We start from the raw sequence: 25,131 nt of genomic DNA on the forward strand, positions 1-25,131 counted from the left end.
TAATTTGTATATTTGCCTAATATTTTTTAATCCCCCGAATAACATATCGGGCGTTTTGTGAAGTAAAATGCACTAGCGCTTTGTTGAATTTGGGTAGTTATATAATCTACTTTCTAGTATTTTAAATAATTAATAGAACTATGTATATAGTTATATGGAAATTAAATAATATATGAAATCTTCTTACTTCTTAAGATTGCACAAGCAATTAGCGTGCGATTTATTTATTGCTTTGTTTTTCTTGTCTTTTACGAATATTACGAACGCACAAATTAATGTAATAACTGATACGCCTGTAGCAGCAGCTCCTTTTGAAACTTATAGAGGTACCTATAATTATGTAGTTACAGGAGGTACTTTAAGGACGGGGCCTAACGGAAGTGCGGGACAATGTCAAGTAGCCAATTCGGATGCTCAAACTTTAACAGGGATCCCTGTTGGAGCTACTATAACAAGAGCTTATTTGTATTGGGCGGGAAGCGGTCAGGTTGCAGATACTAATGTTACTTTTCAAGGAGAATCTGTAACATCATCAAGGAATTATACGGCAAGTTATGACTTTAATGCGTTGCCTAATAGGTTTTATTTTTTCAATGGCATTGCGGATGTTACCTCTATAGTGGCAGTAGGAAGGAATACAACATATACATTTGCAGATCTTACCGTTGATGTTGGAGGTGGTTTTAGTGATAATTGGTATTGCTCAACGGGAGGAGTACTCTCTGGTTGGGCGCTACTTGTGGTGTATAACGATCCTTCGGCAACAAACAAGGTAGTTAACATTTACGAAGGTTTTGATATTAATAGAAATAGTACGAGTTCTTTTACATTGGCAAACTTAGAGGTTACTCCAGGAGGAGAAGGGAGTGTTGCTGGTATTATTTGGGAAGGAGATGAGACTTTAAGCGGAACGAATAGTTCTCCTGAAGAATTTCGATTTAATGGTTTTTCTTTAGTAGATCCTTTAAATCCAGCTAATAGTACATATAATGGAACAGTTACTTCTACAGGTTCTAATGTAGAGTATGGTGTAGATGTTGATTATTTTAATGTAAGTCCTTATATATCAGGAGGAGATACAGAGGCAACTTTAGAGGTGCAATCTTCTAACGATTTAATTTTTTCAAGTGCATTTGTTGTGGCTGTAGATAATCTTTTGCCGGAGTTATCTATAACAAAAACATCGTTTCCTACGGGTGAACTGATTCCTGGAAGTCTTGTAAAGTATAAGATAGAGGTTGAAAATACAGCAGTATTGCCTGTTTCAGATATAGTTTTAGATGATGTTTTGCCTTCAGGAGTTACATATGTACCAGGGTCAGCACAGAAAACTTATCCTTTGGTTAATGGCGTGCAAACAACAGCTAGTTATAGTAATTCTGATGTAATTCCAGAATTTGATAATAACTGTAATGGAGGGTTAACGGAAATTGTGATTAATGTTCCTGATTCTTTTATTGTAGATGATTTAAATGTTGGGATAGCATTGAATGGTTTTGATAAGGGAGATGTGAATTTATGGATAGAATCTCCTGCTGGAGTTCGGCTTATGTTATTAAAATCAAGGACTACTTTTGGTGCGGATTTGGATAATTTTGATGCGCTACTGGATTCTGAATCTGTTAATGTAAATGGAACACTTTATGACGGAAATCATGATACATCTACAGTGGGTTTTGAGAATATTGCACAATCAGTGGCTTCTTTGTCAACTTACACAGGTATAAATGCTAAGGGGGATTGGAAAATAATTATATGTGATAATTTTTCGGGCTCGCCAACAAATTATTTGCAAAGCTCATTACGGTTTACTTATACGCCGGCAAATGATGTGACAAATGCTGCGAATCCTCCAGTAAACATGGTGTTGGCTTCGGATAATGTAAGCTTGAGGTCGGCTGAAAAAATGACTATTACGTTTGATGCTATTGTAAATTCTAATGCTTATGGAGAAACGTTACTAAATAGAGCTACCGTTAATTCTGTAGATCTAATCAGTGCTGTTTCGGATACAGCTCAGAATACTGTTATCGTTAATCCTTGTGTAAATGGAGCAAGTACAAATGGAGTGCCTACAGTAACAGATAAAGATGGAGATGGAATAAATAATACATGTGACGTAGATGATGATAATGATGGTGTGTTGGATGTTAATGAAGATATTTGCGTGGGGGTTGTTGATAGGAATTTGTTGGGAGGAGGAAGTGGTAACCCTCAGTCTTTTGTGGCTACTAACGGTGTTACTTCAGTAATAGAAAATTTGACAGATAATGTGGTTTTTAATGATGTAGGGGAAGGGTATCGATTAGGGGGAAATACGGCAAATGTAGATAGAGAATACAGGATTACTTTTTCAAGTCCTATTTTGGGGGTTGAATTGGATTTTGAAGAGATTAATAATAATATTGATGGGGAAGAAAGGTTGAAGGATTTTCTGGTTAACGGAGGTGGCTTTTTAAGTGTTACTCATACTGATAAAACAACAGACTTAAATGTAGTGACGTCTTTTGTGAATGGAGAATTGAGAGCTTCGTTAGGAGGGGGAGGAATGGGAACAAGAGCTAGCTTGAAAATAACGAGCACAGTGCCTTTTACGGAATTGAAAATGACTTTTGATTTAGTAAGCTTTAACCCAGAGCTAGGTGGAGGAGCTAATAATCCTTCGGGAATCTTATTGAAGAATATTTGCATACTAGAAGATGTAGATAATGATGGTTTGATAGGTAGTTTAGACACGGATAGCGATAATGATAATTGTCCAGATGCATTTGAGGGTGGAGGAACAATCATTGATGGATTGTCATTATTAGTAGGAGGGAGCAATGGAGGTGTTTCTGAAAATTTGGGAATGAATTCGGATTCAGAAGGAAAGCCAATACTTGGAGGTGGTGGTTTTGAGCAAGTAATGACTACTGCAATTATTGATAATAACGTTAGTGTTGCTTGTACAGCAGATTTAAATTTAATTAAAAAGGTAGATAATGTGCTTCCTAAAGTAGGAGATAATGTAGTGTACACATTAACTGTAAATAATAAAGGACCGTTAGAGGCGATGGGGGTAAAGGTAACAGATGTGCTTCCTGTAGCTTTTTTAAGTTATGTTTCTGATGATTCTTCTTTAACAAATACATCATATTCAAATAATGTTTGGGATATAGGTGTTCTTTCAGTAGGGCAAACTGTAAGCTTGCAAATAACCGCAAATGTAAATAATTCCGGGACAATTGTGAATGTGGCAGAGATAACTCAAAGTAATCAGGTAGATGTGGATTCAGTACCCAATAGCAGAAATTAATTCGTAGGCTTCTTTTTTTCTTGTATTAAGGTGTAATTTAATGTGACCAACTGGTTAATATTGTGTCAGAAATAGTGAAGATTAAAAGTAAATAAGTGCTTTGATTTGCTTAAGAGAGATTTCTTAGTGAAATTAATGGTAAAAGCATGGATGATTTTGTTGTAAACAATGATAATTTTTTTTTATAGTTGAAAATGAAAGAAATAAATCATTATCTTTGCATTATAAATTCCCCCCAAGACAATTTTTTAACTTCAAAATTACTAAATGAGATTAAAAAATTATTTTGGGGATTTTTTTTGCTAAAAATTTCCTTTGAGAGTAGAATAAGTGCGTTTCGATAGTACGAAATTGGAAAAATATAAATATAATAGTGTATGATAAAAAATTACTCCATGTCTATTTTGAAATTAAATAGTGAAATAAAAAGTACAGCTACCTTTTTATTGCTCCTTTTATTAGCTGGTAATTTTATGTATGGTCAGTGTACTGATGGTGAACTGAATTTTACATGGTCAGGGCAAGCAGGTGGAGGAAACCAGTTTGTTTGGAATGCTGGTCAAAGAACTGGTAGTGATACTTTTACAAGTTGTGCTTCTAATGTTACGGTTACGGTTACTGTAGATGATGATAATAATGGAAGTTCAGAAGTGTATTATGATGGGAGTCAAAGTGGAGGAAATAGTACTTCTGGAGGAGGAGCTTTCGCAAACCAAGGGTTAACTATTTGGTTAGATAATAATGAAAATTTGTTTGATGCTGATGCTATGGTTGTGGGAGAAAGAGCAACGATCGTTTTTGATTTTTCGGTACCTGTTGAGCTTAAGAGTTTTCTAACGGGAGATATTGATTGGAATAATCCAGGGAATATTTCGAGCACTTGGAGAGATTTTGTAAGAGTTTCTGCTTCTAATGGAGGTACTAATGTTCCTGTTCAAGGAATAGTGCAGGCTCCAGGTACAGTAACTATGGTTGGCCAGCTTGCAGCATCAAATTTAGGAGCTATTGGCTCAACAGGAGGACTTGATCCAAGTGATCCTAGAGGGCATGTTATTTGGAACTCGCAAGGAAACCTAATAACATCTTTGAGAGTTACTTATGAGGTTGGGGTGTCAGGTACAGGGCAACAGTCATTATTGATAGGGAGCTTTTTGTTTGATGCTGATGCGGATAATGATGGTGTTTTAAATGATGTTGATCAATGTGAGGGATTCGATGATAATATGGATGCAGATGGAGATGGGATAGCGGATGGATGCGATTTGGATGCGGATAATGATGGTATCTTAAATGTGGATGAATATAATAATTGCATTACACCTACTATTGAATTAAAAAAATATTTTTTAGATGATTTTGGGCAAGGAACTGTAAGGACATCTACACCTTATATTAGTAATTCTTATTTCTTTAATTCAATAGCCGATGTTAATGATGGTCAATATTGTGTTATAGACACACCTAACCCAGGTGCAGGGAATCATGTATCTTGGGGGACTTATGGAGATCATACTATAGGAGATACTAATGGGAAAATGTTAGTTATTAATTCATCTTCAAGCACTTTTGCTCATTATTACAAACGAAGTATAGAGAATATAATACCAAATACTATTGTGAAGCTATCATTTTGGGCTCGTAATATTTGTGCTGGTTGCACCTCACAACCTGATATTACTTATTCGATTTTAGATTCTTCGGATAATGTATTAGCAACTGCTAATACAGGTGGTTTATCAACTTCGGATTGGGTGAATTATGAGCTAACAGTGAATATAGGTAGTGATACGGATTTGCAAATATCTTTAACAAATAACAATGTTCCATCTGGAGATGGTAACGATTTAGCGATAGACGATATCTCATTCTCAAGTATTGTTTGTGATTCAGATAGTGATACTATTCCCAATTATTTAGATGTCGATAGTGATAATGATGGTTGTCCTGATGCAATGGAAGGAGGCAATACAGGGTTGAATTTAACGGATTTAAATATATTGAATCAATTGGTAGGAGGAGTAGATACAAACTCCTCTAGTGCTTCTTATGGAGTGCCAATAATTGCAGGAGGTGGTCAGGTAGATGTAAGTAGTACAAATGCTTCTGTTCAATCAGCGGAATGTAACCCTTGTGATGCAACAAGTACGCTATATTCAGACAGGGATGGTGATAATGTAGGGGATGCATGTGATTCAGATGATGATAATGATGGTATTTTAGATGAAAATGAGGGATGCCCATCGAATTTTACTCCAGGTGAAGTCCGTCTGATACCGCCTGTTGGCGCTTGGGAAGTATTTCTTTATGATGGTCGTTTTCAAGTTTTAAACGCGTTGAATCTTGTTGATGTTCCTTCGAGAGGAGCTGATGGAACACCGGGAGGACTTGTCGTTTTAAGCGCTCATGGATTTTATACAGGAAATGTAGGGACATACACATTTAATGATGTTAGTATTGGAGCGAATCAAGATCCTACGCCTAGTGTAGTAGCTTCTGGGGTAGATATGAAGGTGTTAACTCCTTTTACAGTGTCTAACAGTGGAGACTGGTCTATTGTTTATAAAAGGACTATAGAAAATAACGGAACAATAACAATAGGAGCTCCAGGTTCGTATGTGGATGATTGGATTGAACTATTCATCAATGGAGTTTTAGTTGATTCTGTAAATTCTTTTACAGCGAGCTTGCCTGTAGCAGATGTTATTTCGGAAAATATTTCTGCAGGAGATGTAGTGGAGGTTAGATTGACGAATGGTTTAGGTCTGGGAGGTTTTAATTTATCTATACAAACACTAAATGAAGTAACGTTAGCAGTTGTCTGTGATACAGATACAGATAATGATGGTGTTCTAAATCATTTAGATACAGATAGTGATGATGACGGGTGTCCTGATGCTATAGAGGGTGCAGGAAATATAATAGGGGGCTTATCAACATTAACAGGAGGTAGTCCAACGGCAGGTAGTTCTTCTCAAAATTTAGGAACAAATGTAGATGCAGAAGGGAATCCTAAAATAAATGCAGGAGATACGACGGGGTTTGAGCAAAATAATACAGCTGCTGTAATAGATAATACTGATAGTACAGGATGTACAGCAGATTTAAGTTTGACTAAAAAAGTAAACAAAGCGTTGCCAAAAGTAGGTGATGATATTGTATATATTCTAACAGTTAAGAATGAAGGTCCTTTAAATGCATCAGGAGTAAAAGTTACAGATGTACTGCCAGTTGGTCTTACTTATAAGTCTTCTGTAATAGATCTTTTGGGTACTTATACAAATAATGTTTGGGATATAGGTAATTTAAATGTAGGTGAATCAGTTAACTTACGAATAACAGCTACAGTTACTCAGCAAGGAACGATAATAAATACAGCGGAAATAACTCAGAGTAATCAGGTAGATATAGATTCTACTCCAATGAGTGGAAATTAAGAAAATAATATTGAGGTCTCTTTAAAAAGAACTCAATATTATTTTAAGATATAAATAAATAACGTATATTTGATCTAGCAAAGTCCCCCTATAAAATGAAAAACATTTTGTAATCTGATCAATTTTACAAAACAAATGTTTTTAGATTCTTGATTTTAAGGGAGTTTGTTTCTGAATTGTCTCCATAAAATTTAAGAAATGATAAATTAGTTCTATTTTAGAATAGATCTTGTTGTATGATTTTATAATAAAAATATATGGGATAATATAAGATATAGAGATGGGGTTTATTTACAAGTTTTTCTAGCAACCCTTTTTTAGTTTTCTCCCCCCTTTTGTGTTTTTTATGAATCGATTTTTAATCGAAGAACGATAGGTGTGTCCTGATGTGTTTTTTCGAGCGATAAACTTAAAAATGGAGTGAACTAATATATGATTAGCCCAAATATAAGAAAAAGAAAGATAGTTGTTGAATTAAATTAGAAGATAAAGATGATGAGTCTGTTAAGAATAGGGTCAAGAAAAGTGACCGATAAGTTTTTTTTGAGTCTAACTCATGGAGATAAAGTCTTAATAATGCAAGTTTTAGATAGCGTTAACAGTTCAATAAATTTACAACTAGAAAAATAGTGATATCTATAAAAATGGAGGTAAAAAAACATTTTATATGTAATAGTGATAAGGTATGGGAAAAATTTACAATAGAATTAATATGAGTGAAAAATGGAGTAAAGCGTTTGGCTTTTTGCTAATTGTTCTAGCATTTTCGTTTACTACAGAAAGTGCATTTAGTCAAAATGCAGCATTAGTAGTTAATGCAAGTACTACAGACGGTAATGATACCGTAAATGATACTGTTGATTATGAGGTTTCTATAAGAAATACAGGAAACGTTATATTAACAAGTGTAAATTTAACAAATACATTAGGAGTCGCTTTAACTCTTTCTGGAGGAGATATTGCAAACCCAGGAGTTTTAGATCCTGATGAAATTTGGAAATATACAGGAGTATATACAAATCCATCGGGAGCTGCTGTTAATAATACTTTTAGTTTGACAACAGCTGAAATAACTACTCCAATAACCTATGCCCATATAGAAGCTGTTCATGAAGACGACTATTCGTCTGTAACGATAGTCGCTTGTTCAGTTATTATAGCGAATGATGATGATTTTAGTGGAACAAATATTAATACATTCTTAGGAGGGGTTGCAGGAAATGCGATTACTAATAATGATACCTTGAATGGTGTACCAGTAGCAGCGGGGGATTTGAATATTACTACAACTGCTAATCCAGAGAATATCACAGTAGGAGCTGATGGATCAGTAAATGTACCGGTGAATACTCCAGCAGGGAATTATACAATTACGTATCAGATTTGTGAAAAAATAAATCCAACGAATTGTGATGATGGAGAGATAGATGTTACAGTTTATTTACCTCCGAGTATTGCAGATGTAAACGAAAGTACGCCAGAGAATGTAGCAATCACAGAGACTCCAGTTTTAACAGGAACGCCTATTGGTACTCCAACTTATACAATAACAGGAGGAGCAGACCAAGGTCTTTTCACGATTGATGCAGCTACGGGAGCAGTTACATTACCAGGACAGGATTTTGAGAATCCAGCAGATGCAAATGGAGATAATATATATGAAGTAGAAGTAACGGTAACCGATGCAGATGGTAATACAAATAAGGCAACAGTAGCTATAACAGTAACAGATGTTGTAGAAACAGCAGCAATCACATTAGCAGATGTAAACGAAAGTACGCCAGAGAATGTAGCAATCACAGAGACTCCAGTTTTAACAGGAACGCCTATTGGTACTCCAACTTATACAATAACAGGAGGAGCAGACCAAGGTCTTTTCACGATTGATGCAGCTACGGGAGCAGTTACATTACCAGGACAGGATTTTGAGAATCCAGCAGATGCAAATGGAGATAATATATATGAAGTAGAAGTAACGGTAACCGATGCAGATGGTAATACAAATAAGGCAACAGTAGCTATAACAGTAACAGATGTTGTAGAAACAGCAGCAATCACATTAGCAGATGTAAACGAAAGCACGCCAGAGAATGTAGCAATCACAGAGACTCCAGCTTTAGGAGGAGCTACACCAATAGGAGTAGTTACTTATACAATAACAGGAGGAGCAGACCAAGGTCTTTTCACGATTGATGCAGCTACGGGAGCAGTTACATTACCAGGACAGGATTTTGAGAATCCAGCAGATGCAAATGGAGATAATATATATGAAGTAGAAGTAACGGTAACCGATGCAGATGGTAATACAGATACGACAACAGTAGCTATAACAGTAACAGATGTTGTAGAAACAGCAGCAATCACATTAGCAGATGTAAACGAAAGCACGCCAGAGAATGTAGCAATCACAGAGACTCCAGCTTTAGGAGGAGCTACACCAATAGGAGTAGTTACTTATACAATAACAGGAGGAGCAGACCAAGGTCTTTTCACGATTGACGCAGCTACGGGAGCAGTTACATTACCAGGACAGGATTTTGAGAATCCAGCAGATGCAGATGGAGATAATATATATGAAGTAGAAGTAACGGTAACCGATGCAGATGGTAATGCAGATACGGCAACAGTAGCTATAACGGTAACAGATGTTGTAGAAACAGCAGCAATCACATTAGCAGATGTAAACGAAAGCACGCCAGAGAATGTGGCAATCACAGAGACTCCAGCTTTAGGAGGAGCTACACCAATAGGAGTAGTTACTTATACAATAACAGGAGGAGCAGACCAAGGTCTTTTCACGATTGACGCAGCTACGGGAGCAGTTACATTACCAGGACAGGATTTTGAGAACCCAGCAGATGCAGATGGAGATAATGTATATGAAGTAGAAGTAACGGTAACCGATGCAGATGGTAATACAGATACGGCAACAGTAGCTATAACAGTAACGGATGTTGTAGAAACAGCAGCAATCACATTAGCAGATGTAAACGAAAGCACGCCAGAGAATGTGGCAATCACAGAGACTCCAGTTTTAACAGGAACGCCTATTGGTACTCCAACTTATACAATAACAGGAGGAGCAGACCAAGGTCTTTTCACGATTGATGCAGCTACGGGAGCAGTTACATTACCAGGACAGGATTTTGAGAACCCAGCAGATGCAGATGGAGATAATGTATATGAAGTAGAAGTAACGGTAACCGATGCAGATGGTAATACAGATACGGCAACAGTAGCTATAACAGTAACGGATGTTGTAGAAACAGCAGCAATCACATTAGCAGATGTAAACGAAAGCACGCCAGAGAATGTGGCAATCACAGAGACTCCAGTTTTAACAGGAACGCCTATTGGTACTCCAACTTATACAATAACAGGAGGAGCAGACCAAGGTCTTTTCACGATTGATGCAGCTACGGGAGCAGTTACATTACCAGGACAGGATTTTGAGAATCCAGCAGATGCAGATGGAGATAATGTATATGAAGTAGAAGTAACGGTAACCGATGCAGATGGTAATGCAGATACGGCAACAGTAGCTATAACGGTAACAGATGTTGTAGAAACAGCAGCAATCACATTAGCAGATGTAAACGAAAGCACGCCAGAGAATGTGGCAATCACAGAGACTCCAGCTTTAGGAGGAGCTACACCAATAGGAGTAGTTACTTATACAATAACAGGAGGAGCAGACCAAGGTCTTTTCACGATTGACGCAGCTACGGGAGCAGTTACATTACCAGGACAGGATTTTGAGAATCCAGCAGATGCAGATGGAGATAATGTATATGAAGTAGAAGTAACGGTAACCGATGCAGATGGTAATACAGATACGGCAACAGTAGCTATAACAGTAACGGATGTTGTAGAAACAGCAGCAATCACATTAGCAGATGTAAACGAAAGCACGCCAGAGAATGTGGCAATCACAGAGACTCCAGTTTTAACAGGAACGCCTATTGGTACTCCAACTTATACAATAACAGGAGGAGCAGACCAAGGTCTTTTCACGATTGATGCAGCTACGGGAGCAGTTACATTACCAGGACAGGATTTTGAGAATCCAGCAGATGCAGATGGAGATAATGTATATGAAGTAGAAGTAACGGTAACCGATGCAGATGGTAATACAGATAAGGCAACAGTAGCTATAACAGTAACAGATGTTGTAGAAACAGCAGCAATCACATTAGCAGATGTAAACGAAAGCACGCCAGAGAATGTGGCAATCACAGAGACTCCAGCTTTAGGAGGAGCTACACCAATAGGAGTAGTTACTTATACAATAACAGGAGGAGCAGACCAAGGCCTTTTCACGATTGATGCAGCTACGGGAGCAGTTACATTACCAGGACAGGATTTTGAGAATCCAGCAGATGCAGATGGAGATAATATATATGAAGTAGAAGTAACGGTAACCGATGCAGATGGTAATGCAGATACGGCAACAGTAGCTATAACGGTAACAGATGTTGTAGAAACAGCAGCAATCACATTAGCAGATGTAAACGAAAGCACGCCAGAGAATGTAGCAATCACAGAGACTCCAGCTTTAGGAGGAGCTACACCAATAGGAGTAGTTACTTATACAATAACAGGAGGAGCAGACCAAGGTCTTTTCACGATTGACGCAGCTACGGGAGCAGTTACATTACCAGGACAGGATTTTGAGAATCCAGCAGATGCAGATGGAGATAATGTATATGAAGTAGAAGTAACGGTAACCGATGCAGATGGTAATACAGATAAGGCAACAGTAGCTATAACAGTAACCGATGTAGTGGAAACAGCAGCAATCACATTAGCAGATGTAAACGAAAGCACGCCAGAGAATGTGGCAATCACAGAGACTCCAGTTTTAACAGGAACGCCTATTGGTACTCCAACTTATACAATAACAGGAGGAGCAGACCAAGGTCTTTTCACGATTGATGCAGCTACGGGAGCAGTTACATTACCAGGACAGGATTTTGAGAATCCAGCAGATGCAGATGGAGATAATATATATGAAGTAGAAGTAACGGTAACCGATGCAGATGGTAATACAGATACGGCAACAGTAGCTATAACGGTAACAGATGTTGTAGAAACAGCAGCAATCACGTTAGCAGATGTAAACGAAAGCACGCCAGAGAATGTAGCAATCACAGAGACTCCAGCTTTAGGAGGAGCTACACCAATAGGAGTAGTTACTTATACAATAACAGGAGGAGCAGACCAAGGTCTTTTCACGATTGACGCAGCTACGGGAGCAGTTACATTACCAGGACAGGATTTTGAGAATCCAGCAGATGCAAATGGAGATAATGTATATGAAGTAGAAGTAACGGTAACCGATGCAGATGGTAATGCAGATACGGCAACAGTAGCTATAACGGTAACAGATGTTGTAGAAACAGCAGCAATCACGTTAGCAGATGTAAACGAAAGCACGCCAGAGAATGTAGCAATCACAGAGACTCCAGCTTTAGGAGGAGCTACACCAATAGGAGTAGTTACTTATACAATAACAGGAGGAGCAGACCAAGGTCTTTTCACGATTGACGCAGCTACGGGAGCAGTTACATTACCAGGACAGGATTTTGAGAATCCAGCAGATGCAGATGGAGATAATGTATATGAAGTAGAAGTAACGGTAACCGATGCAGATGGTAATGCAGATACGGCAACAGTAGCTATAACGGTAACAGATGTTGTAGAAACAGCAGCAATCACATTAGCAGATGTAAACGAAAGCACGCCAGAGAATGTGGCAATCACAGAGACTCCAGTTTTAACAGGAACGCCTATTGGTACTCCAACTTATACAATAACAGGAGGAGCAGACCAAGGTCTTTTCACGATTGACGCAGCTACGGGAGCAGTTACATTACCAGGACAGGATTTTGAGAATCCAGCAGATGCAGATGGAGATAATGTATATGAAGTAGAAGTAACGGTAACCGATGCAGATGGTAATACAGATACGGCAACAGTAGCTATAACAGTAACGGATGTTGTAGAAACAGCAGCAATCACATTAGCAGATGTAAACGAAAGCACGCCAGAGAATGTAGCAATCACAGAGACTCCAGCTTTAGGAGGAGCTACACCAATAGGAGTAGTTACTTATACAATAACAGGAGGAGCAGACCAAGGTCTTTTCACGATTGATGCAGCTACGGGAGCAGTTACATTACCAGGACAGGATTTTGAGAATCCAGCAGATGCAAATGGAGATAATATATATGAAGTAGAAGTAACGGTAACCGATGCAGATGGTAATACAGATACGGCAACAGTAGCTATAACAGTAACAGATGTTGTAGAAACAGCAGCAATCACATTAGCAGATGTAAACGAAAGCACGCCAGAGAATGTAGCAATCACAGAGACTCCAGCTTTAGGAGGAGCTACACCAATAGGAGTAGTTACTTATACAATAACAGGAGGAGCAGACCAAGGTCTTTTCACGATTGATGCAGCTACGGGAGCAGTTACATTACCAGGACAGGATTTTGAGAATCCAGCAGATGCAAATGGAGATAATATATATGAAGTAGAAGTAACGGTAACCGATGCAGATGGTAATGCAGATACGACAACAGTAGCTATAACAGTAACAGATGTTGTAGAAACAGCAGCAATCACATTAGCAGATGTAAACGAAAGCACGCCAGAGAATGTAGCAATCACAGAGACTCCAGCTTTAGGAGGAGCTACACCAATAGGAGTAGTTACTTATACAATAACAGGAGGAGCAGACCAAGGTCTTTTCACGATTGACGCAGCTACGGGAGCAGTTACATTACCAGGACAGGATTTTGAGAATCCAGCAGATGCAGATGGAGATAATGTATATGAAGTAGAAGTAACGGTAACCGATGCAGATGGTAATGCAGATACGGCAACAGTAGCTATAACGGTAACAGATGTTGTAGAAACAGCAGCAATCACATTAGCAGATGTAAACGAAAGCACGCCAGAGAATGTGGCAATCACAGAGACTCCAGCTTTAGGAGGAGCTACACCAATAGGAGTAGTTACTTATACAATAACAGGAGGAGCAGACCAAGGTCTTTTCACGATTGACGCAGCTACGGGAGCAGTTACATTACCAGGACAGGATTTTGAGAACCCAGCAGATGCAGATGGAGATAATGTATATGAAGTAGAAGTAACGGTAACCGATGCAGATGGTAATACAGATACGGCAACAGTAGCTATAACAGTAACGGATGTTGTAGAAACAGCAGCAATCACATTAGCAGATGTAAACGAAAGCACGCCAGAGAATGTGGCAATCACAGAGACTCCAGTTTTAACAGGAACGCCTATTGGTACTCCAACTTATACAATAACAGGAGGAGCAGACCAAGGTCTTTTCACGATTGATGCAGCTACGGGAGCAGTTACATTACCAGGACAGGATTTTGAGAATCCAGCAGATGCAGATGGAGATAATGTATATGAAGTAGAAGTAACGGTAACCGATGCAGATGGTAATACAGATACGGCAACAGTAGCTATAACGGTAACAGATGTTGTAGAAACAGCAGCAATCACATTAGCAGATGTAAATGAAAGTACACCAGAGAATGTAGCAATCACAGAGACTCCAGCTTTAGGAGGAGCTACACCAATAGGAGTAGTTACTTATACAATAACAGGAGGAGCAGACCAAGGTCTTTTCACGATTGATGCAGCTACGGGAGCAGTTACATTACCAGGACAGGATTTTGAGAATCCAGCAGATGCAGATGGAGATAATGTATATGAAGTAGAAGTAACGGTAACCGATGCAGATGGTAATGCAGATACGGCAACAGTAGCTATAACGGTAACAGATGTTGTAGAAACAGCAGCAATCACGTTAGCAGATGTAAATGAAAGTACACCAGAGAATGTAGCAATCACAGAGACTCCAGTTTTAACAGGAACGCCTATTGGTACTCCAACTTATACAATAACAGGAGGAGCAGACCAAGGTCTTTTCACGATTGATGCAGCTACGGGAGCAGTTACATTACCAGGACAGGATTTTGAGAATCCAGCAGATGCAAATGGAGATAATGTATATGAAGTAGAAGTAACGGTAACCGATGCAGATGGTAATACAGATACGGTAACAGTAGCTATAACGGTAACAGATGTTATAGAAACAGCAGCAATCACATTAGCAGATGTAAATGAAAGTACACCAGAGAATGTAGCAATCACAGAGACTCCAGCTTTAGGAGGAGCTACACCAATAGGAGTAGTTACTTATACAATAACAGGAGGAGCAGACCAAGGTCTTTTCACGATTGATGCAGCTACGGGAGCAGTTACATTACCAGGACAGGATTTTGAGAATCCAGCAGATGCAAATGGAGATAATGTATATGAAGTAGAAGTAACGGTAACCGATGCAGATGGTAATACAGATACGGCAACAGTAGCTATAACAGTAACAGATGTTGTAGAAACAGCAGCAATCACATTAGCAGATGTAAACGAAAGCACGCCAGAGAATGTAGCAATCACAGAGACTCCAGCTTTAGGAGGAGCTACACCAATAGGAGTAGTTACTTATACAATAACAGGAGGAGCAGACCAAGGTCTTTTCACGATTGATGCAGCTACGGGAGCAGTTACATTACCAGGACAGGATTTTGAGAATCCAGCAGATGCAAATGGAGATAATATATATGAAGTAGAAGTAACGGTAACCGATGCAGATGGTAATACAGATACGGCTACAGTAGCTATAACGGTAACAGATGTTGTAGAAACAGCAGCAATCACATTAGCAGATGTAAACGAAAGCACGCCAGAGAATGTGGCAATCACAGAGACTCCAGCTTTAGGAGGAGCTACACCAATAGGAGTAGTTACTTATACAATAACAGGAGGAGCAGACCAAGGTCTTTTCACGATTGATGCAGCTACGGGAGCAGTTACATTACCAGGACAGGATTTTGAGAATCCAGCAGATGCAAATGGAGATAATATATATGAAGTAGAAGTAACGGTAACCGATGCAGATGGTAATACAGATACGGCTACAGTAGCTATAACGGTAACAGATGTTGTAGAAACAGCAGCAATCACATTAGCAGATGTAAACGAAAGCACGCCAGAGAATGTAGCAATCACAGAGACTCCAGCTTTAGGAGGAGCTACACCAATAGGAGTAGTTACTTATACAATAACAGGAGGAGCAGACCAAGGTCTTTTCACGATTGATGCAGCTACGGGAGCAGTTACATTACCAGGACAGGATTTTGAGAATCCAGCAGATGCAAATGGAGATAATGTATATGAAGTAGAAGTAACGGTAACCGATGCAGATGGTAATACAGATACGGCAACAGTAGCTATAACAGTAACAGATGTTGTAGAAACAGCAGCAATCACATTAGCAGATGTAAACGAAAGCACGCCAGAGAATGTAGCAATCACAGAGACTCCAGCTTTAGGAGGAGCTACACCAATAGGAGTAGTTACTTATACAATAACAGGAGGAGCAGACCAAGGTCTTTTCACGATTGATGCAGCTACGGGAGCAGTTACATTACCAGGACAGGATTTTGAGAATCCAGCAGATGCAAATGGAGATAATATATATGAAGTAGAAGTAACGGTAACCGATGCAGATGGTAATACAGATACGGCTACAGTAGCTATAACGGTAACAGATGTTGTAGAAACAGCAGCAATCACGTTAGCAGATGTAAACGAAAGCACGCCAGAGAATGTGGCAATCACAGAGACTCCAGTTTTAGGAGGAGCTACACCAATAGGAGTAGTTACTTATACAATAACAGGAGGAGCAGACCAAGGTCTTTTCACGATTGACGCAGCTACGGGAGCAGTTACATTACCAGGACAGGATTTTGAGAATCCAGCAGATGCAAATGGAGATAATGTATATGAAGTAGAAGTAACGGTAACCGATGCAGATGGTAATACAGATACGGCTACAGTAGCTATAACGGTAACAGATGTTGTAGAAACAGCAGCAATCACATTAGCAGATGTAAACGAAAGCACGCCAGAGAATGTAGCAATCACAGAGACTCCAGCTTTAGGAGGAGCTACACCAATAGGAGTAGTTACTTATACAATAACAGGAGGAGCAGACCAAGGTCTTTTCACGATTGACGCAGCTACGGGAGCAGTTACATTACCAGGACAGGATTTTGAGAATCCAGCGGATGCAAATGGAGATAATGTATATGAAGTAGAAGTAACGGTAACCGATGCAGATGGTAATACAGATAAGGCAACAGTAGCTATAACAGTAACAAATGTTAATGATACGCCAACAGGTGTAGATGATAATTTGATAGTAGAAGAAGATAGTACTTCTGGTATAGATAATCAGATAAATGTAGGAATAAATGATGACTTAGGTATTGATGGAGGAGATGGAGATAACTATAGTTTAGATCCAGCAAATGGACCGAATAATGGTACTGTATCAGAAGTTTCAGATGGAGTATTTGAATATATTCCTAATCCAGATTTCACAGGAAACGATAGTTTTACTTATATTATTACGGATGCGAATGGAGATACAGATACTGCAATTGTAACGGTAACAGTAAGTCCAGTACCAGATAGTCAAGATGATACAGTTACTACAACAGAAGATACAGCGGTAATAGTGGGTATCTATGGGAATGACAATGATATACCAACGGATGGAACTTTAATAATAACAGATCCATCAAATGGAACAGTAACCATTGATAATGGAGGAACACCAAATAATCCAAGTGATGATGTAGTGACTTATACACCAGATGCTGATTTTAATGGGACAGATACTTTTGATTATACAATTTGTGATAATGCTTCACCAGCAAATTGCACTACGTCAACAGTAACGGTAACAGTAAGTCCAACACCAGATAGTCAAGATGATACAGTTACTACAACAGAAGATACAGCGGTAATAGTGGGTATCTATGGGAATGACAATGATATACCAACTGATGGAACTTTAATAACAACAGATCCATCAAATGGAACAGTAACCATTGATAATGGAGGAACACCAAATGATCCAAGTGATGATGTAGTGACTTATACACCAGATGCTGATTTTAATGGGACAGATACTTTTGATTATACAATTTGTGATAATGCTTCACCAGCAAATTGCACTACGTCAACAGTAACGGTAACAGTAAGTCCAGTACCAGATAGTCAAGATGATACAGTTACTACAACAGAAGATACAGCGGTAATAGTGGGTATCTATGGGAATGACAATGATATACCAACGGATGGAACTTTAATAATAACAGATCCATCAAATGGAACAGTAACCATTGATAATGGAGGAACACCAAATGATCCAAGTGATGATGTAGTGACTTATACACCAGATGCTGATTTTAATGGGACAGATACTTTTGATTATACAATTTGTGATAATGCTTCACCAGCAAATTGCACTACGTCAACAGTAACGGTAACAGTAAGTCCAGTACCAGATAGTCAAGATGATACAGTTACTACAACAGAAGATACAGCGGTAATAGTGGGTATCTATGGGAATGACAATGATATACCAACGGATGGAACTTTAATAATAACAGATCCATCAAATGGAACAGTAACCATTGATAATGGAGGAACACCAAATGATCCAAGTGATGATGTAGTGACTTATACACCAGATGCTGATTTTAATGGGACAGATACTTTTGATTATACAATTTGTGATAATGCTTCACCAGCAAATTGCACTACGTCAACGGTAATAGTAACAGTAAATGCAACACCAGATGCCGTAGATGATACAGAAGTTACAACAGAAGGAGGGGTATCTGTAGAAGTAGATATTTATGATAATGACAATGATATACCGACTGATGGGGATTTAACAACAACAGATCCAGAAAACGGGACAGTAACTATTGATGATGGAGGAACACCAAATGATCCAAGTGATGATATAGTGACTTATACTCCCGATGAAGGTTTTACAGGAACAGATACTTTTGATTATACAATTTGTGATAACGCTTCACCAGCAAACTGTTCTACAGCTACGGTAACAGTAGAAGTTACTAAGAATTTGGATACATGCGTGGTTGTTTTTAATGAGTTTAGCCCTAATGGAGATGGTATTAATGATTACCTGAAGATTGAATGTATAGAGAAATTTAAAGACAACACTGTAGAGATATTTAATAGATGGGGGAATACTGTTTATAGTGTAAAAGGATATAGTAATAATGATCCAAATAATAGGTTTGAAGGAGTTTCTAATGGACGAGCGAATATACAAGTGGAGAAGAAGTTGCCAGTAGGAACGTATTTCTATGTGTTAGATTTAGGAAATGGATCTCCATTAAGAAAAGGATGGATTTATATTAACAGGTAAGAAGTATAAAAGAATAATGACTAGTAAAATAAGAATAGAAATGAAACTAAAATTAAGCGTATTTCTGACTTGTATGTTATGTGCTTGCATGGTTATAATAGACATGCAAGCGCAACAAGATCCTCAATATACTCAATATATGTACAATACGATGAGTGTAAATCCAGCTTACGTAGGATCTAGAGGGCATACAACTATAACGGGGTTAGGACGCACTCAATGGGTCGGTCTTGAAGGAGCTCCTGATACACAAACATTAAGTTATGATACTCCTTTAGGTTATAGTGGTTTGGGTTTAGGTTTTAATTTAGTAAATGATAAAATAGGTCCATCTCATGAGTTATATTTAGATGGTAACCTTTCCTATACGATAGAAACAGGAGAGGAAGGTAATTTAGCCTTTGGATTAAAATTAGGAGGAAGATTGTTAAATATTGATTGGAATTTAGGAAGGACTCCTGGTCAGGATCCTGTTTTTCAGGAAAATATTGTAAATAAATTTTTACCTACGATAGGGGCGGGAGTTTACTACCATGAACCACAATGGTATATAGGTCTCTCGATTCCAAATTTTTTAAGAAAAGAACATTACGACGAAGAGAGTCCTAGAGGAGAAGTAGCTGTAGAGAGGTCACACTTTTTCTTGATAACAGGTTATGTATTTGATTTAAATGAGAATATTAAATTTAAACCAGCAGCTTTGGTAAAGGGAGTTTCTGGATCACCTTTGTCACTAGATGTTTCTGCAAATTTCTTATTTCAGGAGAGGTTTACAGCGGGTATTGCTTGGAGATGGGATGATGCTATCAGTGCTCTACTAGGATTTCAAGCAAGCGAATCTCTTTATATAGGGTATGCTTATGATTTAACAACATCCAATTATAATGTTGTTAATACAGGAACTCATGAAGTAATGCTACGTTATGAAATCTTTAAACAACCTAGATTCAAATCACCAAGATTCTTTTAATTATATTATTACAACATTATTTAAAATAACATGAAAATAAAAATAGCATTATTACTTATACTATCCGTAGCAGCTCAAATATTTAGCCAAAGTAAGAGAGTTGCAGATAGATATTTTGGAGAATTTGCATATGTAAAGTCAGCCAAGTTATATGAAGCTATATATCAGAAAGGAGATACATCTAAGCATGTAGTAAGTAGATTAGCAGATTCATATTATAATAATGCAGAGACAGACAAGGCAGAGTTTTGGTATAATAAGTTGGTAAATAGTTATAAAGAAAACTTAGAATCTGAATATCTTTTTAAGTATGCGCAAACACTAAGAAGTAATGGTAAGTATAAAGAATCAGATGTGATTTTTTTAGATTTAGCCTCTAAAGATAGCTTGTATAATAACAGAAAAGAAGCGTTAGAAAATGATAATTATTTAATAGATTATTCTAAAAATAAAGATAAAAGAATTAGTGTACGTAACTTATCAACTAATACAGCTCTTTCTGATTTTGGAGGTTTTTTATTGAATGGAAAGGTTTATTTTACATCAGCAAAACCTAGAAATGGTAAAAGAGGAAAATTGTACAAATGGAATAACCAGCCTTTTTTAAATTTATATAAAGGGTTCGAGATAATAAAACTTTTAGAAGGAAGCCAAAAAGATACTGTGGTTGAATTAATATCTCCTAAAATATTGAACGCGCCAATTAATACAAAGTATCACGAAGCAACTCCTATTTTTACTAAGGATGGTAGAACAATGTACTTTACAAGAGATAATTTCGATGGAAGAAGGTTGAGGAAAGATAAAGAATTAACGGTAAATCTTAAATTGTATAGAGCAGAGTTAATTGATGGAGAGTGGACAAATGTAACAGAGTTGCCTTTTAATAGTAATAACTATTCTGTAGGGCATCCAGCTTTGAGTGTAGATGAAAAAACGCTATATTTTGTTTCAGATATGCCTGGTGGTTTTGGAGGAACAGATGTTTATAGAGTAAAAATAAAAGAAAAAAATCAATATGGTACTCCTGTAAATTTAGGTAATACAGTGAATACATCAGATAGAGAAATGTTCCCTTTTATAGGGAAAGATAGTACTTTATATTTTTCGTCTAACGGACATTTAGGGTTAGGGTTACTTGATATTTTTCAAACAAAAATTAAAAATGACACAACTTATACACCTGTTAAAAATTTAGGTTACCCCTTTAATAGTAAAAGAGATGATTTTGCATTTTTTATAGCAGAAAAAGGAAAGAAGGGATTTTTCTCGTCAAACAGAGAAGGAGGAAAAGGAGATGATGATATTTATAGTTATTTTATATATACTGATGAACCTGTGTGTAAGCAAACGATTGCAGGAGCAGTTATAAATACAAAAACAGGTGAACCTATTGATGCAGCTACAGTAAAGTTAATAGATCCTAAAGGAGAGGTTATTAAAGAGGTACTTAGTAAAGAAGATGGAACGTATAAATTTACAGAGGTATTATGTGATATTACATATTCAATACAAGGAACAAAGTTAGATCATAAATCTGATAGAAAGAGTATATCTACAACAGCAAAGGCAGGGGATTTTATAGAGGAAGACTTAAATTTAGTACCTTTAATATTAGGAGATCAAATTGTAATTAATCCTATTTATTTTGATTATGATAAGTCTGATATCCGTGAAGATGCACAATATGAACTAGAGCATATTGTTACAGTACTGAATAATCATCCAAGTATCGTTATAAAAATAGAGTCTCATACTGATAGCAGAGGAACAAGTACTTACAATAGACAATTATCTGATAGTAGAGCTAAATCTACTAGAGACTATATAATCTCTAGAGGAATAAGTTCAGATAGGATAGAAAGTGCTATTGGTTATGGAGAGGATCGATTGTTGAATAATTGTGATGATCTCAATAAAAATAAATGTACAGAAGCAGAGCACCAGTTAAATAGACGTTCTTATTTTTATGTAGTAAAAGGAGGTGAAAATGTAAAAGCGAATCAAGAAGCAGAGAAAAAAAGAGTAAAAAAAGCAAATCGTAGGAGACTTAAATTTATGAGATCAAACCGCAATTATAAGCGTAATAATTATAATAGGCATAGAACAAGTAGCTTAGGAAAGTGTTTAAAAGATGAGGAAGATAAGTGCCAAGAGAATAGAGGAGAGTTTGAAATTAAATATAGAAATTAAATTTCTTTCGTAATATTGGACATTTTGAAATAATATTAGGAAATGAATAGGTTAAAAAGGTAGTAATATTTATATATTACTACCTTTTTTGCTTTATATTGCCTCCTTTTTTGAATATTTCTAATCATACATTACAATAAAATATATCATTAGAAGTTTACTAATAAAACTAATTTAATTATGAGAAATTTTTTTATACCCTTGATGGTAATAGGAATGGCAACTTCTTGCGTGTCTAAAAAGAAGTATGTAGCATTGGAAGAAAACTACAATAATACACGCGGAACTCTCCAAAAAACGACTTTGGAGAAAGAAGCTCTAGAGAAAAAGTTTGCTAAAATTGAAAAAAGAGTAGAGAATTATAATAAAAAAATTAACTCGTTAAGAGATGTAAATTCAGATTTACAAAAAGAAAATGATGTAAAATTGGATATGGTAGGTAATGTAGCTGTAATATCTAATACGATGAAAGTAAAGATGAGAGAAACTTTAGCCAAAGTGGATCCGTCTGAATTAGCAAATGCGAAAACATTAAAAGATTCTTTAAATATTGCAGTAGCACATAATTTAAAAAAATCTATTGACACATCTAGTTTAGAAAATTCTGATGATGTGAATATAAATATAGATCAAACTGTTGTAATGATTTCTGTTTCTGATAAGCTATTATTTAATACAGCAAGTTATAGAGTTAATAGAAAGGCTTATAAATTACTGAGTAAATTAGCAGATGTAATAAAATCTGAACCAAGTATGGATGTTATGATTGAAGGGCATACTGATTCACGTTCTATTCACAATGAAGTTATAGAGGATAACTGGGATTTAAGTGTAAAGAGAGCTACCTCAATTGTTCGTCTTTTAGAAAAGAAATATGGAGTAGATCCAAGCAGATTGATTGCCTCAGGGAGAGGAAGTTCAGTACCATTAGCTGATAATAATTCACGAGTGAATAGAGCTAGAAATCGTAGAACTAGAATTGTAATTCTGCCTAATTTAGACAAGTTCTTTGGCTTATTAGCAGAAGAGGAAGTAGTAGCTCCTTAAAAGAAAAGATAAAATAAATAAAATAAGCTTCATTTTCTAGAAAATGAAGCTTATTTTATTTACAAAATTATAGAAGGTTTATAGTTTTTATAGTACTGCATTAAAATAAAAGAGCAAACTACAGAAGAAGCAATGCCTTCAATAGACAAGGCAAAGATTAATAGAGGTAAACTCAAGTTATTACTCCACAAGAAAGAGCCTTCTAAAATTTCGATGAAAGAAGGGCTAATTAAGCTGATATATACGGTTAGTCCTAAAATACTAAGACCTACCGCTAAAATAGCCGTAGAAGCACCAATAAATAAGTTATTGATATAAAGATCTTCGTTATTAAAATGGATGTTTTGCTTAATAGCACTATTGATACCCCATAGAACAAATAAAAAGTTAAAAAAACGAAGTTCTGTTACATTTTCTAAGCCAAAAAACTTCATGGAAAAGAAATAAAGGACGAGCCCTAAAAATATTTTTAGAGCATTTTTAATGATAATTTGATTCGTGCTCATTGATAAATTCATTTAAAATTAGAATAATATCAATTTAAGAAATAAAACATTGAAAATCAATAGTTAAGGCTTTTTGTTTCGTTATTTATTTCTTTTCTAAACAGTAAAGTAGCTACCAACCCTAAAAAAGGAAGCAAAGAAAAATAAGAAAAAAGCTTTTGGTATTCCAATATAGTAGGATTTTCGCCAAGTAAATAGCCAATAAATAATGACATAAAGATATCAGGTGCAAATCCTATTACAGAAATAATACCAACTAAAGTTCCTGTCATTTGTATTGGGGTTTTAGTTTCTTCAATAATAGCGAAATACAAGCCTCTTAAAGAATAAGTACCTAGAGCCATAACAAAGAAAGAAAGGAATGCTAAATAAATGTTATTATTTGATATGTTTGAGCTTAATAATAGAGCGGAGAGCATTATAGAAAAAAAGCATGGAATTATTAATATGGAAGGAATTAATTTATCAGCCAACCATCCAATAGATATAGCAGCCAAAGGCCTTATAAATTGAATAAAAACAGCAAAGTAAGTGGCTTTTTGTAAAGAGAAGTTCCATACATCTTTGGCATAGGTGCCATAAACTCCAGTAAGTTTATAAGAGCAGTAAGCACAAAATATGATAAGGGAATGATAGATTACCTCTGGTTTTTTTATCAATGAAAATGCTTTTGAAAAATTAAACTGGAACTCCTTGGATTTTGTGTCAATATTGGTGTTTTTGGGCAGTTTCTTCCATGTAAGAAAGGCTATTGAGAAAACAATTAAGGTAATTGCACCTATAATGTATTGTAGGGTGTATATTTTATGATGTAAAGAAATATTACTATTCTTTGTAGGGAAGAAAGAAGTTAGTATAGTAGCTCCGAATAAAGAAATTAATGCAGCAAATAAACCTCTACCTCCATCTAATAAACCAAAAGAAAGCCCTTGATTATTTCTATGTCCCCATTGCCTGGTAGCTTTTATTAGAGGAGCCCAAAATAAAAGGATTGTAGAAATACCCCAAAAAGCATATAATATTTTCAAGGTAAATATGTCAGGAATTGAAACTAATAATAAACCACCTAAAGCTGTAAATAGTAATGAAAATGACAATAATTTTCTAGCTTCCCATTTATCAGCTATAAAGCCTCCAATAAAGTAGGAAATGATTCCTGTGATTCCGTATAAGGCCTGAGCTTCTCCAATTTGAGCATCAGATATCAAAAAGACTTCTCTAATGATAGGCTTAAAAACTCTCATCAAAATAAAGGGGAGTAAAAAAATAGCTTCTCCTGCAATAATGAGGACTAGCATTGAGGTGATCTTTTGTTTATACAT

8 protein-coding genes are annotated in these 25,131 nt (G+C 36.6%); 6 read left to right on the forward strand and 2 right to left on the reverse strand.

Going from position 1 to position 25,131, the window contains the following annotated elements; all coding sequences use genetic code 11:
- Positions 1–172: 172 nt before the first annotated feature.
- From MARIT_RS05800 to MARIT_RS05825, 6 genes are all read left to right on the forward strand, one after another.
- Complete coding sequence (locus tag MARIT_RS05800) at positions 173–3,295, forward strand: DUF11 domain-containing protein (protein WP_100211034.1); 3,123 nt, start codon at positions 173–175, stop codon at positions 3,293–3,295.
- 377 nt (positions 3,296–3,672) lie between these two features.
- Positions 3,673–6,729, forward strand: a complete 3,057-nt coding sequence (locus MARIT_RS05805) for a thrombospondin type 3 repeat-containing protein (RefSeq protein ID WP_100211035.1) — start codon at positions 3,673–3,675, stop codon at positions 6,727–6,729.
- 685 nt (positions 6,730–7,414) lie between these two features.
- Complete coding sequence (locus tag MARIT_RS05810; protein ID WP_100211036.1) at positions 7,415–19,093, forward strand: Ig-like domain-containing protein; 11,679 nt, start codon at positions 7,415–7,417, stop codon at positions 19,091–19,093.
- 40 nt (positions 19,094–19,133) lie between these two features.
- Positions 19,134–20,063: a PorP/SprF family type IX secretion system membrane protein gene (locus MARIT_RS05815; RefSeq protein ID WP_024741584.1), complete on the forward strand. Its 930-nt coding sequence runs from the start codon at positions 19,134–19,136 to the stop codon at positions 20,061–20,063.
- Between the two features lie 30 nt (positions 20,064–20,093).
- Positions 20,094–22,256, forward strand: coding sequence for an OmpA family protein (locus tag MARIT_RS05820; protein ID WP_100211037.1), 2,163 nt, complete (start codon positions 20,094–20,096; stop codon positions 22,254–22,256).
- Positions 22,257–22,436: 180 nt separating this feature from the next.
- Positions 22,437–23,303 carry an OmpA/MotB family protein gene (locus MARIT_RS05825; RefSeq protein ID WP_024741586.1) on the forward strand — a complete coding sequence of 289 codons (867 nt, stop codon included), beginning with the start codon at positions 22,437–22,439 and terminating at the stop codon, positions 23,301–23,303.
- Between the two features lie 59 nt (positions 23,304–23,362).
- Here MARIT_RS05825 and MARIT_RS05830 read toward each other — a convergent pair whose 3' ends face one another.
- Positions 23,363–23,809 (reverse strand): hypothetical protein, encoded by a 447-nt coding sequence (locus MARIT_RS05830; protein ID WP_157926208.1) that lies wholly within the window; start codon positions 23,807–23,809, stop codon positions 23,363–23,365.
- A 56-nt stretch (positions 23,810–23,865) separates the two neighbouring features.
- Positions 23,866–25,107: an MFS transporter gene (locus MARIT_RS05835; RefSeq protein WP_084339882.1), complete on the reverse strand. Its 1,242-nt coding sequence runs from the start codon at positions 25,105–25,107 to the stop codon at positions 23,866–23,868.
- Positions 25,108–25,131: the final 24 nt, after the last annotated feature.

It is taken from the genome of Tenacibaculum maritimum NCIMB 2154, assembly GCF_900119795.1.
GTDB lineage: Bacteria > Bacteroidota > Bacteroidia > Flavobacteriales > Flavobacteriaceae > Polaribacter > Polaribacter maritimus.

Bases quoted from the DNA above. Each gene is read 5' to 3' on its own strand.
- MARIT_RS05800 (WP_100211034.1), top strand. From the start codon at position 173: ATGAAATCTTCTTACTTCTTAAGATTGCACAAGCAATTAGCGTGCGAT.
- MARIT_RS05805 (WP_100211035.1), top strand. From the start codon at position 3,673: ATGATAAAAAATTACTCCATGTCTATTTTGAAATTAAATAGTGAAATA.
- MARIT_RS05810 (WP_100211036.1), top strand. From the start codon at position 7,415: ATGGGAAAAATTTACAATAGAATTAATATGAGTGAAAAATGGAGTAAA.
- MARIT_RS05815 (WP_024741584.1), top strand. From the start codon at position 19,134: ATGAAACTAAAATTAAGCGTATTTCTGACTTGTATGTTATGTGCTTGC.
- MARIT_RS05820 (WP_100211037.1), top strand. From the start codon at position 20,094: ATGAAAATAAAAATAGCATTATTACTTATACTATCCGTAGCAGCTCAA.
- MARIT_RS05825 (WP_024741586.1), top strand. From the start codon at position 22,437: ATGAGAAATTTTTTTATACCCTTGATGGTAATAGGAATGGCAACTTCT.
- MARIT_RS05830 (WP_157926208.1), bottom strand. From the start codon at position 23,809: ATGAGCACGAATCAAATTATCATTAAAAATGCTCTAAAAATATTTTTA.
- MARIT_RS05835 (WP_084339882.1), bottom strand. From the start codon at position 25,107: ATGCTAGTCCTCATTATTGCAGGAGAAGCTATTTTTTTACTCCCCTTT.